This window comes from Paraburkholderia sp. IMGN_8 (assembly GCF_038050405.1).
Taxonomy (GTDB): domain Bacteria; phylum Pseudomonadota; class Gammaproteobacteria; order Burkholderiales; family Burkholderiaceae; genus Paraburkholderia.
In genome coordinates, this window is record NZ_CP150901.1 from 2760312 (window position 1) to 2773407 (window position 13096).

Sequence of the window (13096 nt, forward strand, 5' to 3'; positions counted from 1 at the left end):
TCACCATGACTTCACATGCATCCGCCGACCAGCCGTTCGCCGGCAAGGTCGCCATCGTCACCGGTGCGGCAAGCGGCATCGGACTTGCTACCACCGAGCTACTACACGCGCAAGGCGCCAGCGTGATTGCTGTCGGGCGCGGCGCCAACGTCGAAGCATTGACCCGTCCGGGGATCGTCCCGCTCATCGCGGACGTCGCGCATGAGGAAAGCGCGGTGCGCGCCGTATCCACCGCGATGGAACGCTTCGGCAAGCTGGACATTCTGGTCAACAACGCCGCGATCATCATTAACAAGCCGGTCGTCGAGATGACGCTCGACGAATGGAACGGCATTCAGGCGGTCAATTCCACCGGTGCGTTCCTGTTCTCGCGCGAGGCAATGCGCGCGATGATGCCGGCGAAGACCGGTGCAATCGTCAACGTGGGTTCATACGCGTGCTATCAGGCGTTTCCGCTTATCGCCGCCTATGCGGCGTCCAAAGGTGCGCTCGCCCAGTTGACGCGCGCCATGTCGCTCGAGGCGATCGATCATGGCATTCGTGTCAATGCGGTGGGGTCCGGCGATGCGGTAACGAACATCACGAACCACATCCACGAGGATGGCCCGGCCTTCCTTGCCGAACACGGCAAGAATGCGCCCATCAAACGGGCGGCCGACCCGCGGGAAATTGCTGAAGTGATCGCCTTTCTGGCGTCCGGGAAAGCTAGCTATATTGTCGGCGCGGTTGTGATGGCAGATGGCGGCATGAGCGTGGCACTCAAGTGAGGCCTTGGCCGCATTCTTTTGAGCCGTTGCTCTCATTTAAATTTGCAGTACTTATTTATCAAGGAAATTATCATGAACAATTCTGCGAAAATCTGGTTCGTCACCGGTGCATCGAAAGGCGTCGGCCAACGACTCGTGCGGCAACTCATCGCGCGTGGCGATCGCGTCGCAGCGACCTCGCGAACCGTGGTGTCGCTGACCGAAGCAATCGGCCCGGCCTCCGGGCAGTTTCTTCCGTTGCAGGTGGATCTGACCAATGACCAGAGCGTGCGCTCGGCCATCGCGCAAACCATCAGAACCTTCGGCAAGATCGATGTGATCGTCAATAACGCCGGATACGCCCAACAGGGAACCGTCGAAGCCCTCTCGGACGAGGAACTTCGGCAAAACTTCGAAGTCAACCTGTTCGCGCCGCTGACTGTACTGCGACACGCGCTCCCTCATCTGCGCGAGCAGCGTGGCGGGCATGTCATCAACATCGCCTCGATCGTCGGTTACCAGGGTGGCTACGCCGGCTGGGGCAGCTATGTGGCGAGCAAGTTCGCGCTCGCCGGCCTGACCGAATCGCTCGCAGCCGAGGTGGCCGAGTTCGGCATCAAGGCGACGGTGGTGTACCCCGGGCCGGTGCGCACGGAGTTTTTGTCGAGCGGCGCGCTGGCGGTGGCCAAACGCCAGATTGATGAATACACCGAAGCCAAGGCGTCGCTCGATCTGCACCTGGGCACGCTGCACGGTCATCAGGCCGGTGATCCGGACAAGCTGGCCATGTTAATCATGCAGGCCGTGAATGTTGCCGAACCACCGTTGCACCTGTTCGCCGGCAAGATTGCCAACGAACTGGCGGCGCAAAAAGCCGCGGCGGTCCAACGCGACCTTGATGCGTGGAAAGGCTCATCCGAAGCAACGGATTTTGCCGAGTAACTTCAAAACCGAGCGGCGCCCAGAAATGGGCGCTGCTTTGCCGGAGAAATCCAATGTTCAGGGAAATGGCGAGCGAAAAGGCCTACCGGCTGCTCGAATCGTGCCCTATCGTCATGTTAACGACGCGCGCAGGTGACGGCACGCCTAACGTGATGACGATGGGCTTTCGATCGTGATCGACGAGAGCCGATCAGAGCGGCGCCTGATTCATCATCAAGGCGATGGCAGATTTGTCGCGGACGGCGAAATGCTCAACCTGCACGAACGCATGGTGCGGTGGCGCTATTTGATGGATTAGCGGACGATGAAAAAGCCCTCTTACCCGTTCGCGTCATGGCCAGCAGCATCGCGAACGACCGCAATAAGCCTACCAACGGTCGTACTCGGCAGCGTCTACGACGGTCCCTTCCTGGCCGGTTTGTGCCTGTGTGCCATCGGCAGAAATCGCCCCCAAACGAAAATTCGCGCGCCCTCAGCCGAACTCACGTCCACGACCCAACGCGGACCTCGCGCTAATTTGAGCGCGTTCCGGAAAGCGGCCGTGCTGGACCCATCGCGAAACCTCGAAGCGCGAGCGCAGGAGCATCGTCGCGCAACGCCGCGCGGTTCAGGGCGCCGTGGGGATCATCCGCTTCGAGCCCACGCGCCGCGGCTGTAGTCAGCGACTCCATCGGAATACCGCCACACTTGTTACTCCCAGCGTTCGATTTCCGGTGCCAAGCTATCTCACACCCAACAACGAGCGATGAGCAGCGAATGGAATCGCGCTTCAGCCACACGGCGCGGGAATTCACCCAAACCAGGAGATTGCAAAAGCCATGACTACATCAACCGAGAATGGACGGAAAGGCGGGCAGCCTGCCATGCAAACACCACCGGTCGTGTCGCCGCAGGCGTGGGAGGCGGCCCGCGAGCAGCTGCTCGTGAAGGAAAAGGCCCAGACTCGCGCCCGTGACGCCCTGGCCGCCGAGCGCCGGCGAATGCCGTGGATGGCCGTGGAGACGGCGTATGTGTTCGAGGGGCCTGCGGGTAAGGCCAGCCTGCTCGACCTGTTCGACGGTCGGCGTCAGTTGATCGTCTACCGCGCCTTCTTTGAGCCGGGCGTGTTCGGCTGGCCCGACCACGCCTGCCGGGGCTGCTCCATGGTGGCCGACCAGGTCGCCCACGTCGCCCACCTGAACGCCCGTGACACCACCCTCGTCTTCGTTTCGCGTGCGCCTCAGGCGGACATCGCGCGGCTGAAGGCGCGGATGGGCTGGGAGATACCGTGGTTCACGCTCACGGACAGCTTCGACGCCGATTTCGGCGTAGACGAGTGGCACGGCACGAACGTGTTCTACCGCGACGGCGACCGCGTGTTCCGCACCTACTTCATCAACAACCGCGGCGACGAGCAGATGGGGGGCACCTGGAACTACCTCGACATCACGCCGCTGGGCCGGCAGGAGGTCTGGGAGGACTCGCCCGAGGGCTACCCGCAGACCCCGACCTACAAGTGGTGGAACTGGCACGACAGCTACGTCGCGGACGCAGCGCCCGACAAGAAGTGGGTCGAGGTGTCGGATGCCGGAGAGGCGGCGTTCCGGAACCAGGACACGAGCACGAAGCCATGAATTGAGTCGTGTATTGCGCTGGCTCCTGAATCCACCCACAAAAAAGCCAAGGCGGTGAAGCCTTGGCTTAAGGAATTCTGCTGGTTGAGAGGACCGGCAGAATCCGAGGGCGGCCACCGCGCCTGAGAACGCGGCAGCCCGGTCACAAGATATCGCCGTTTCATCGTCGCGCGAATCGATGTTTACCGCCATGGCGTACGATGCGGCGGCAGCCATTGCGTAGGTGTTGCCGGTGCGCGTTTCCTGATGTGCCCTGACTGGGCTATGCGGCGGAGAACCCTCATTCATTGATGCGGGCCTGCTCCATGAGATTTTCGACGACGGCGCGAATTGCTTCATTCAATCGCTCCGTTTCCAGTTGCTGCCGGATGCTGTCCTGCAATGCGCCGAAGCTGGGAATCTGCACCGACGTTATCGCATCAAGCGCGAACAGTCCGTTTCCGCCGCCGACCGTGACCGATGTCACAGGCACGCCGTCCGCGAAAAATCCAGTCACCGATGCGGTGATCGGATGCGGCATATCCGTCGCAGCAGGACCGGCAGCCGGTGCAGGAATGGCTGGTCCTTGTGTCATCGCAGGCAGGCTACTGACGATCCGCCAGTAGCGCGCCCTGACGTCGGCATCCGTCACCGGCTCGGGACGTACCGCGTCACGCACGTACAGCCGAATTGCCGCGATGGTTTGGACCGCTTGCGGCGTGTGCTGCGCGATCAGGCCGGTAGTGGCGTAGTGCCGTTTCCCGGCAGCCTGCCGCAACAATTCCAGTGCGATGAGTCGGTGTTTAAGCGTACGGCGTAACACGACCGTGTCGCGTTCTCTGGACTCGGCGACGGCGTTGTCGAGGTCCGACTGCGTAATGTACCTGCCGTTCACGGATGCAACGACGGCGGAATGAGGTGGTTGGATCGCGTCTGCGGCTGGTGCCGATGCAACGCCTGCCGCCGTAGCCGCGAACGGGCACACGCTGGCGACGAAGGCAGATAACAGCGCTGTCGAAAAGCGGATTACGCATTTCATTGTTCGTCCTTCACGGCTGCGTTGTGCGCTGCCACATGGGCAACTTTACAGATCCGTGACACAGCAGGCAGCTATCAAACATGATAGGTATCGATGCCTTTTTTTTTTGGTAGAACTGAGGCGACCACGGTCGAGTCGAAAAGGCGCCCCGATACACTCGGCGGCATCAGGCCGGGGCCGTGGCAGGCGGTCGTGTGGTGGAGCAAACAGTGCGCCGGGCATGCAAGCGCCCATCGCAGCCACGCCGGTATACCGTCAGCGAAAGAACGAACGGACAACATGGGGGAAACGGGCCATGAGCGCGAGTGAACGTACCCAGGTAAACGAACCGCACCCGGTCGTCCGGCTCGCCACGCAGATCTATGCGCGTCTGCTACTTGTGGGTTTCGCCCTTGTTCCCGCCTATCTCATCGGATATCTGTTCTTCTTTCAGGATGCCGCTCTCCGCTTTGAAAATCACGCATTCCACGAAATTGCAATTGCCGCGGCGACCCTGGAGGGCCTCTTTGTCACCTATGTGACGTGGCGGTGTTACCGTTCTTCGGGTGAGCCGCTGCTGCGCTGGATGACGCTGGGCTTCTTCGGGTTCGTGTTGATTTACGCGCTGCATGGCGCTTTCACCGGGCTCGCCCATCACAACATCTGGCTCTTTCTGCTCTATGGACCGGCATCGAGGCTGGCCATGTCGGTTTTGCTGCTGGTCGGGCTGCTGTCGTACAGTAAGCCGGCAGACCCCGTCAACAGGCGCGTGGACACCCGGTACTGGCTGGCATGGGTCATGACCTTTCTCGTCGTGGACGTGCTGGTTGCGCTTCTGGCGAATTCGGACCTTGCCGGCATCTTCACCGTCCGGGTGATGGAGAGCGCGGCGCTCGTCTTTTCGACGCTGAACGTTACCTGCCTACTGTTGCGCCGGATCCGCTCTCCGCTGATGCTGATCTACGCCATCTCGGTGTCATCGTTCGCCCTCTCGTCGTTGGCTTTCCTTCTCGGAAAGCCGTGGAATCACATGTGGTGGCTCGCGCACGCGATATTTGCAGGCGGCTTCTTCCTGCTGAGCTACGGTGTGGTGCAGGCTTTTCTCACGACACGTTCATTCGCCACGATCTACAGCCAGGAAGAACTCACGAGGCGTCTCGCCGAGGCGATGGCGCGCACCGAAAGCGCGCTACAGGAACTGCAGCGGACCAACCAGACGCTGGAACATCTGGCTTCGACCGATCCGCTTACCGGTGCGGCCAATCGACGCAAATTCATTGAGCGCGTCGGTGCAGAAATCGCCCGGGCGAAGCGGGACGGTGCGCCGTTTTCGCTGCTGTCGCTTGATCTGGACAATTTCAAGTGGATCAACGACTGCTATGGACATCAGGTCGGAGACACGGTCCTGCAAGGCTTCGTGCAGGCCTGCCTCGATGCGATCCGGCCATACGACGGCGTTGCTCGGGTCGGAGGGGAGGAGTTCATGGTCTTGCTGCCGAAAGCTGGCCTGGACGCTGCACTGGCGATTGGGGAGCGCGTCCGTCAGGCGACCGCGAGTACTCTGTTCGCCAGAGAGATCGGACGCAGTATCTCCGTCACGGTCAGTATCGGCATATCTCAATTCGGCAGGGACGGCAACACGATCGATGCGATCCTGCGTGTCGCCGACGAACGGCTCTACCACGCGAAACGTTGTGGACGCAACTGTGTGATTGCTGTGTAGCAGCCGCCCGCCAAAGAGCCAGGGCCTGTTCACATATGAAACAAGCCAATATTGGTCTGCCATAGCGTTACTGCATGACTGCGTTTCACTGCCCTGCACCGCCGCATCGATCCGGTTCTGCCGCAATTGCATACGCGCATCCGACGAGCCGTCCGTGCCCACGACCTTGATCGCCGGCTTACCGGCCTTCACGCAGTGCTCGCCGCTCCAGCTCGCGATATCGTTCGGGAACGACGTGCGGCGGCTCGTGCCGACCATCTTGCCGCACAGCGCGTCCATCGAGGCGAACTCGCCAGCGCGCGCTTTCACGGTGTAGAACTGCGGGCCGGTGGTGATGTAATCGAGGAAGTTCACCGACTCACGACGCGCCGGCAGATCGGCGCGGCTGGATGCTGTGGCTGCAGCAGGAAGGCAATCTTGCCGCGCATACGTATCGGGAGCAGGTTTTCGACACGCTGGATCTGGCATTCAGCGCCGCGGCACGTGGCCTGGGGGTCGCGTTGGGCGACCTGAACCTGGTCCAAGAGAATCTGACAAGCGGGTCACTGGTGACGCCGTTTACTCGCGTGGTGGAGACCGGCGCCGGGTACTACCTGGTGCATCCGCCGCGCAACGAATATCGCGAGAAATTGAAACCGCTTTTGAGGTGGTTGCAGGCTAGCGTTGCAGCGTAAGTACTCGGGTACTCCGGAGTCGCGTCGATTGCGTACAGGGATCCCGGCAACTTCGCGATCAACATCCAGGCGGGTGCCGGCGTAAGAAACAGTTCAACACTTTTCCTCCATCAATGGCTGGCGGGCTGCGTGCGGCGGTTTGATTCGCAGTGCAAGCTGATTCGTACCCCGCCGCCTTAATTTATTTTTTAACGCGCTATTTATTTTCGATGCCATATCATCGGAGCGTTCGTTTTCGTCCGCACTGGCTGTAACGCGTCCAGTTAGCCGATTTGAAAACCATGCTGTAGACCGGCACTCCCCATTGGGGCCATTGGAATTGCGTTGCACGCAATAATCAGCAAACGAGTTCTGAAGTTTTCGCAATTCGCTCGGCAAAGGATTGCAAAAACATTACATGCTCGTTTATGGCGCTGATGGATAGAGCAATTGATTCCCTCAATCCCCGCTAAATCACGGAGCCAACAGGTATGAAGAAGTCTTTACTCGCGGTCGCGCTCTCCGGAGCCTTGACTATTTCGGCGCACGCGCAAAGCAGCGTGACACTCTACGGTCTCATCGATACGGGCCTGGTTTACACGAACAATCAGCTCGGACATAGCAACTGGCAGGAAGTGACCAGCTCGACACAGAACACGGTCTTCGGCCTCAAGGGTTCGGAGGATCTCGGCGGTGGTTTGCACGCGGTCTTCAAGCTGGAGCAAGGATTCCTTCTGAATAACGGCACCCAGGCGTTCTCCGGCGATGGCTTCGGCTCTCAGGCTTGGGTCGGATTGCAAAGCGATCCATACGGCACCTTGACGTTCGGCCGCCAGTTCGACGTGATGAACGACCTCGTCGGACCGCTCACGGCAGGGTCCAACACGTGGGGCGGCAACATGGCCGCGCATCCGTTCGAAAACGACAACCTTGCTGCGGACTCGGTCGTTGTCAACAATACGGTCAAGTACGCGAGCCCGACTTTCCACGGCGTCACTTTCGAAACGATGTATGCCTTCAGCAACAAGGCAGGCAGCTTCGCGAACAACCGCTCATACGGTTTCGGCGTTTCGTACTCGGAGGGTCCTGTCAATCTTGCCGCCGGATACCTGCAATTCAACAACGCAGGCAGCGGGGGCGGCGCCGTTATCCAGGGCGATACCAGCGCGAACTTCCTTGCACAACGCCAGCGTATCTGGTCGCTTGGCGGTAACTACACCTTCGGGCCGGCAACCGTCGGATTGGTCTGGAGCCATACCCAGATAGACAACACGTCGGGCGTGTTCTCCTTCGGCACCGGCACTTACCTCGGTGCCAACGACTCTTCCGCTGGAACCCTTGGCGGCTCACTCCGTCTCGACAACTACGAAGTGAACGCGAAGTACGCGATCACGCCGGCGTTGAGCGTGTCGGGCGAGTACACCTACACGCATGGCGCATATAACGGCTCGTCGCCGGGATGGAATACGGCGATGCTCCAGACCGATTACGCGCTCAGCAAGCGCACCGACTTCTATCTTGAAGGTGTCTATCAGAACGTGCATGGTGCGCCTGCAGACTCCGTGCTCTCGCATGCCATGATCAACACGCTTTCGCCGTCGTCGACGAATACGCAAGTGGCGGTCACGGTGGGCATGCGTCACGCGTTCTGACCGGCCTCGCATGACGCGACCGGCAATGACGTATGCCTGAGCCCTATCAGGCATACGTCCCGTTCAACCGCATCAAACGGCGCCCCACATGGCCGGAGACGCCTGTGACGAGGATCATTGTGCCGCTCCACGTTCCTGCTGCTTGCCCCACACATATCCCGGTAGTAATCTAGGCCCTGCCGAAACGGTGCCTGCCCGCACCACATTGTGGTCGCATGAAACGAGACCGGAATTCAATGCAAAAAGATCCAATGAATCCATCGGAACGTATTGACCAGCTGATCGCAGAAATCACAGACTGGCGTGGCAAAACGTTCGCCGGCATCCGCAAGAACATCCTCGAGGCCGACCGGGAGATAATCGAGGAATGGAAGTGGATGGGAAGCCCGGTGTGGTCTCGCGACGGAATGATCGCGGTCGCCAACGCCCACAAAGGAAAGGTGAAGCTTACCTTTGCCCACGGGGCGAGCCTTCCAGATCCTGACAAGCTCTTCAACGCGGGCCTCGAAGGCAACGCGAGACGAGCGATCGATTTTTTCGAGGGTGACAAGATTAATGAGCGCGCTCTAAAAAATCTCGTCCGTGCCGCTATTGATTACAACCAGAGCACATTGAAGAAGAATGCGCCTGCGGGTACTCGAGCGAAAGTACCCAAAAGTACAAAAACATGAAGCTATAGCTTTTTCTCGCGTGTGTCGTGCGGTCATGTCGGTCGGAAAGTGTGCGGTCAGCTATGTATTTGCTACCAGCAGTTCCTCCGCATTGTTTGGCGGACGCAGATCATCTGTCCTGCCCACGAAGTAGCGCTGGGTGAGATCGGCCGCCGAGACGTGCCGTGTTTCTCTAAAGCCAGCTTCGTGAGCGAGCGCCAGGATCTCCGGCGGGGTGAAGAAGCTGAGGAACGGTGTCCCGCTTGCTCGCGCGCCCTTCTCCGCCATCTCAAGCCCGGGACGTACCTCGGGGTCCGCCAGCTCCAGCGGGAGCAGGAACGTCATGGCGAGCGTCGATCCTGGGGCGAGAGCCGCGACCTGGCGCAGCGTGGCCGCGTTCGCATCCCTGGTGAGATACATGCTGACGCCCGTGGAGACCACGATTGCCGGCTTGCTGTCATCGAAGCCGGCAGTCACGAGCCCGTCCCGCCAGTTCCCTCCCGCCTCGAAATCGACCGGCACGAAGCGCAGCCAGTCCGGGACGCCGAAGCCGAGCTCGATCAGGCGCTGACGCTTCCATGCCTGAGGACCTGGCTTGTCAATCTCGAACACCCTGAGGCGGGACGCGATCTCCGGCCTCCGCTGGGCGAAGCTGTCAAGGCCAGCGCCGAGGATGACATACTGACCAAGCCCGCGGCCAGCCTGTTCCACGACCAGGTCCTCAATGAAGCGGGCACGCGCCACGATTGAGGCGCGAAATGGCCGAGTGAACTGCGGGTCCATGTCCCCGCGGCCGCGCCAGCCCTTGTCCGGCGCCAGCAGCTTGAGGCCGATGTCGTCTTCCAGCACATGCGGCGGGGCGTCGGCCTCGACATGCAGAGCGCGCCACAAGGCGACTCGCGCGGCGGTGCTGTCCGGCGCTACATCTCGCTTGTCGTTCATGACTTTCAATCCTGTTTGTTCATCTTCGCCTGAAGCTGACCTACTAGTGCCACGCGATGCAAGAAAGCGTTGTTGCTTCGGTCCCTTGGCGAATCACGTCAATAACACTCGATGATCTTCTGAAGCTTTTCGGGAGAGACCACCAGCCGTTGAAGCCTCAAAGTCGCCGCATCCGCATCGCCCCGTTCAAGCAGCGCGGCAATCGACAGCAACTCGCCGAGTACGCCGCCGCCGTTCAGGATGGCCTCGCGGATGGAATCAGAAACGGGTAACTCATCGACAAAGGCGCGAAGCTCCATGTGACAAGCAACATGTAGAAGCGACAGCATGCCCGTAAGATACGCCGTGGCCACCAGCAAAGGCGGTCCGTCCGCCATCGCGTCGATCGCCTGTTCCATGAAATGTGCCCGTCGCTGTGCGAGCAATGCGAGCGGATCCTCCTCGACCGGAAGCCCGTCCCGGTTAGCGTAAAGCAGAAGTCCGCACCAATGCAGCAGCCTGCGGCTGCCGGCTATCGAAAGGGCCTGCTTCAGCGATGAAATGGGCTCCGTTTTGCCGTTAGGCTGTTCACTGCTGTTTGCGAGCCGCAACAGTTGGGCTACCAGCATGGGTGTCTCTTTCAGCGCCCGGGCAATACTACCCAGGGGGGCATCGCTGCCGACAAGGTCGAACACTTGAAGGATGGCCCTCACGGGGGGCATCGAGCGCTTACCGGAAAGAATCTGCGGCTTCGCGAAATAATAGCCCTGCAGCAAATCACAACCCAGTTGCCGTGCAAGCTCCGCATCCTCTGCGTACTCAACCTTCTCAGCGAGCACGACCTTTCCCGCCCGTTTGAACTGGCTGACCAGCTCCGGTAACTCGGCGCGCTCCACGAACGGCCAGTCGATCTTGACGATGTCGACGGATGGAAGAAACCGCCGGATATCGTCAGTCATGGTCCTGACGTCGTCCAGCGCTATCTGGAAGCCCGCGCCTCGCAACTCGCTGCATCGTCGCGAGAGGACCGAACTCGGTTCGACCGACTCCAGGATCTCCAGAACGAAACGCGACGCCGGCAGCACATCGGGGTAGTCCGAGAACAGAAAATCATGTGGGCAGTTAAGGAAGGCGGCCTTGCTCCCGACAAGCCGCTCGAGACCGATCGAGGCCACTGCGCGCTCCACCACCGCTGTCGTACAGCGCAGGTCGTCGTCGATCCGGGCGACCCCGGTGGGTCCATCCCTGAACAGAAGTTCGTACGCGACAACGCGACCGGCCCGATCCATGATCGGCTGACGCGCCACAAACACAGCCGTATCGCCCGGCGCTGTGGCCTCGACTGGTACGCTGATCACGATTGGCTCCCGCTGGAAAGTTTTTCAATAGATGGGACGACGCGTTTCCGCCACCCTTCGCCGGCCTGCAAGAGAGGATTGATGCCCAAACCTGGTCGGCACATTATCAAAGTTAGTATGGCAACCCGCTGACCAGAAAGGCATGTAATAGCCGGCAAGGAAACCGCTATACGACGCTTGTTCCCGTTTCCGTTCCTGATAATGTCCGCGGGACATCGCTATAACCACCCGGGAAACAGAAAATACGCTACGGGTGCACATAAATGTTTGCATCATATTCCGAAATCGGTTTTTCCACCGCGCACGAGCCGTCAGAATCAGCGCCTGGCAACGTATACTTCTGGCGCACAGCCTGGAGACAAAATGACCGTACCGCGTTCCGTGCGGTGCCTATGTGGCGCCGTCAATATCGAGCTAAATGAGAGATCGCGTAGGTGCGAGAGCGGCGCAAACGGATGGTCACCAAACAACTCGAGTGTTTGGTAGGGCCGCTTTGATCTCCGCGATGTTCGTGGCTCTGGTGCCATAGAGAACGAGCTCTCGCAGACCAGTCAGGCCTTTCAGTACATCAATGTCCTGAACCGGGGTATTTGCGAGGTAAAGCTCTTGCAGACCGGTCAAGCCCTTCAGCGCATCGACGTTCCTAACCCTTGTACGGAAGAGATTGAGCATTTGAAGGCCCGTCAGGCTTCTCAGCACATCGATATTCTCGACCCTGGTGTCGGCAAGATTAAGCCTTCGCATGCCCGTCAGGCTCTTCAACGCATCGATATTCGTAACTTGTGTGCGCGCAAGAACGAGTGTTTCCAACTGGAGCAATCCCTGAGTCGCATCGACGTTCTCGACTTTGGAGCCGTCGAGCACGAGTATTTTCAGGGAGGACATTCCCGTTAGCGAATCGATGTTCCAGACTGGAGTGTTCGCGAGATAGAGCGCTTGCAGATCGTGCAACTTCTTCAACGCATCGATGCTCTCGACCTGGGTCTCGTTGAGATCGAGCGTTTTCAAGGTGGTCAACTGGCTGAGTGGCTCGATGTTCCGGACATTTCTGGCGCCACCCAGTTTGAGTGTTTCCAGGTGAGGCAATTTTTCAAGCGCATCTAGATCCCGAACCTGCGTGTCCCGGAGATCGAGTTGCCTCAGGTCAGTCAAGTCCTTCAGCGCATCGAGGTTCGAGACCCGGGTGTCCCACAGACTGAGCGATTGCAGACCGGTCAGGCCTTTTAGCGCATCGATGTTCTCGACTTCGGTGCGGTGGATCACAAGCTTTTTCAGGGAATGCACTCCCTTGAGCGCGTCGATGTTCCATATGCGTGTGCCCGAGAGGTCCAGAGATTCCAGACCATCCAGTCCGTTCAGCAACTCGATGTTATCGACCTCGGTGCCTGCCAGACTCAGCTCAAGCCTTAGGTGGAGCTTTCTTAGGTATGGCAACGCGGCGGCAACCTGAGACGCGCTTAACGCCGGCTTTGCCCGCAATGCCAGGCATCCCGACTCAGATGTGATAGCTGGACCGTTACTGTCATTGCAGGCGCCCCTGAAAAATCCCAGGTCGGTCAGCGCCCGTTCATCCCGGTTTTCCCGCAAAGGGTTCAAGACGAGAAACGAGATTCCGAGCAGAAGTGCGATGCCGCCACCAATGGCCCATGGTCCGGCACGACGCCAGACGGATGTGCGCAAGCCTCCCTTAGCTGGCTTTGTGCTTGGGGGTGGGGTTTCGGCCACGACAGACTCCGCTTGTCCAGGATTGCCTCCTTTATACACGAAGAGCGATGCTGTGATTTTCCATCAAGTGAGACCGCGCTCCGACCATACAACACGTCGAGACGAAGCCCGGCCAG

At 59.8% G+C, this 13096-nt stretch carries 11 protein-coding genes and 1 pseudogene; 7 read left to right on the plus strand and 5 right to left on the minus strand.

From position 1 onward, the window contains the following. Positions 1-5 precede the first annotated feature (5 nt). The 3 genes from WN982_RS33570 to WN982_RS33580 all read left to right on the plus strand — a co-directional run bounded on the left by WN982_RS33570 (position 6) and on the right by WN982_RS33580 (position 3301). Positions 6-767: an SDR family oxidoreductase gene (locus WN982_RS33570; RefSeq protein ID WP_341316320.1), complete on the plus strand. Its 762-nt coding sequence runs from the start codon at positions 6-8 to the stop codon at positions 765-767. A gap of 72 nt (positions 768-839) precedes the next feature. Further along, positions 840-1688 (plus strand): SDR family oxidoreductase, encoded by an 849-nt coding sequence (locus tag WN982_RS33575; protein WP_341316321.1) that lies wholly within the window; start codon positions 840-842, stop codon positions 1686-1688. Positions 1689-2506: 818 nt separating this feature from the next. Then, on the plus strand, positions 2507-3301 hold the full coding sequence (locus WN982_RS33580) for a thioredoxin family protein (RefSeq protein WP_341316322.1): 795 nt from the start codon (positions 2507-2509) through the stop codon (positions 3299-3301). Between the two features lie 280 nt (positions 3302-3581). Here WN982_RS33580 and WN982_RS33585 read toward each other — a convergent pair whose 3' ends face one another. Further along, a complete protein-coding gene (locus WN982_RS33585; protein WP_341316323.1) occupies positions 3582-4319 on the minus strand; it encodes a peptidylprolyl isomerase in 738 nt (245 codons plus the stop codon). 295 nt (positions 4320-4614) lie between these two features. Between WN982_RS33585 and WN982_RS33590 the strand changes: the two genes are divergently transcribed. Next, a complete protein-coding gene (locus tag WN982_RS33590) occupies positions 4615-6021 on the plus strand; it encodes a GGDEF domain-containing protein (RefSeq protein WP_341319500.1) in 1407 nt (468 codons plus the stop codon). A gap of 81 nt (positions 6022-6102) precedes the next feature. On the opposite strand, the pseudogene WN982_RS33595 reads toward WN982_RS33590, so the two are convergent. Then, a pseudogene (locus tag WN982_RS33595) lies at positions 6103-6399 on the minus strand (transporter substrate-binding domain-containing protein); the annotation flags it as partial. Positions 6400-6410: 11 nt separating this feature from the next. On the opposite strand from WN982_RS33595, the gene WN982_RS33600 reads away from it, so the two are divergent. The 3 genes from WN982_RS33600 (at position 6411) to WN982_RS33610 (ending at position 8997) form a co-directional block, all read left to right on the plus strand. Continuing rightward, positions 6411-6695 carry a LysR substrate-binding domain-containing protein gene (locus tag WN982_RS33600; protein ID WP_341316324.1) on the plus strand — a complete coding sequence of 95 codons (285 nt, stop codon included), beginning with the start codon at positions 6411-6413 and terminating at the stop codon, positions 6693-6695. A 470-nt stretch (positions 6696-7165) separates the two neighbouring features. Further along, the gene (locus WN982_RS33605) at positions 7166-8326 is read left to right on the plus strand and encodes a porin (RefSeq protein ID WP_341316325.1); all 1161 of its coding nucleotides are present in this window, start codon (positions 7166-7168) and stop codon (positions 8324-8326) included. Between the two features lie 251 nt (positions 8327-8577). Then, positions 8578-8997 (plus strand): DUF1801 domain-containing protein, encoded by a 420-nt coding sequence (locus WN982_RS33610; RefSeq protein WP_341319501.1) that lies wholly within the window; start codon positions 8578-8580, stop codon positions 8995-8997. A 60-nt stretch (positions 8998-9057) separates the two neighbouring features. On the opposite strand, the gene WN982_RS33615 is transcribed toward WN982_RS33610, so the two are convergent. The 3 genes from WN982_RS33615 to WN982_RS33625 all read right to left on the minus strand — a co-directional run bounded on the left by WN982_RS33615 (position 9058) and on the right by WN982_RS33625 (position 12980). Beyond that, positions 9058-9918, minus strand: a complete 861-nt coding sequence (locus tag WN982_RS33615) for a class I SAM-dependent methyltransferase (RefSeq protein ID WP_341316326.1) — start codon at positions 9916-9918, stop codon at positions 9058-9060. A 98-nt stretch (positions 9919-10016) separates the two neighbouring features. Continuing rightward, positions 10017-11255: an EAL domain-containing protein gene (locus tag WN982_RS33620; protein ID WP_341316327.1), complete on the minus strand. Its 1239-nt coding sequence runs from the start codon at positions 11253-11255 to the stop codon at positions 10017-10019. A gap of 459 nt (positions 11256-11714) precedes the next feature. After that, entirely contained in the window at positions 11715-12980 is a 1266-nt protein-coding gene (locus WN982_RS33625) for a leucine-rich repeat domain-containing protein (protein ID WP_341316328.1), read from the minus strand. Between the last annotated feature and the right edge of the window lie 116 nt (positions 12981-13096).

Bases quoted from the DNA above. Each gene is read 5' to 3' on its own strand.
- WN982_RS33570 (WP_341316320.1), top strand. From the start codon at position 6: ATGACTTCACATGCATCCGCCGACCAGCCGTTCGCCGGCAAGGTCGCC.
- WN982_RS33575 (WP_341316321.1), top strand. From the start codon at position 840: ATGAACAATTCTGCGAAAATCTGGTTCGTCACCGGTGCATCGAAAGGC.
- WN982_RS33580 (WP_341316322.1), top strand. From the start codon at position 2,507: ATGACTACATCAACCGAGAATGGACGGAAAGGCGGGCAGCCTGCCATG.
- WN982_RS33585 (WP_341316323.1), bottom strand. From the start codon at position 4,319: ATGAAATGCGTAATCCGCTTTTCGACAGCGCTGTTATCTGCCTTCGTC.
- WN982_RS33590 (WP_341319500.1), top strand. From the start codon at position 4,615: ATGAGCGCGAGTGAACGTACCCAGGTAAACGAACCGCACCCGGTCGTC.
- WN982_RS33600 (WP_341316324.1), top strand. From the start codon at position 6,411: ATGCTGTGGCTGCAGCAGGAAGGCAATCTTGCCGCGCATACGTATCGG.
- WN982_RS33605 (WP_341316325.1), top strand. From the start codon at position 7,166: ATGAAGAAGTCTTTACTCGCGGTCGCGCTCTCCGGAGCCTTGACTATT.
- WN982_RS33610 (WP_341319501.1), top strand. From the start codon at position 8,578: ATGAATCCATCGGAACGTATTGACCAGCTGATCGCAGAAATCACAGAC.
- WN982_RS33615 (WP_341316326.1), bottom strand. From the start codon at position 9,918: ATGAACGACAAGCGAGATGTAGCGCCGGACAGCACCGCCGCGCGAGTC.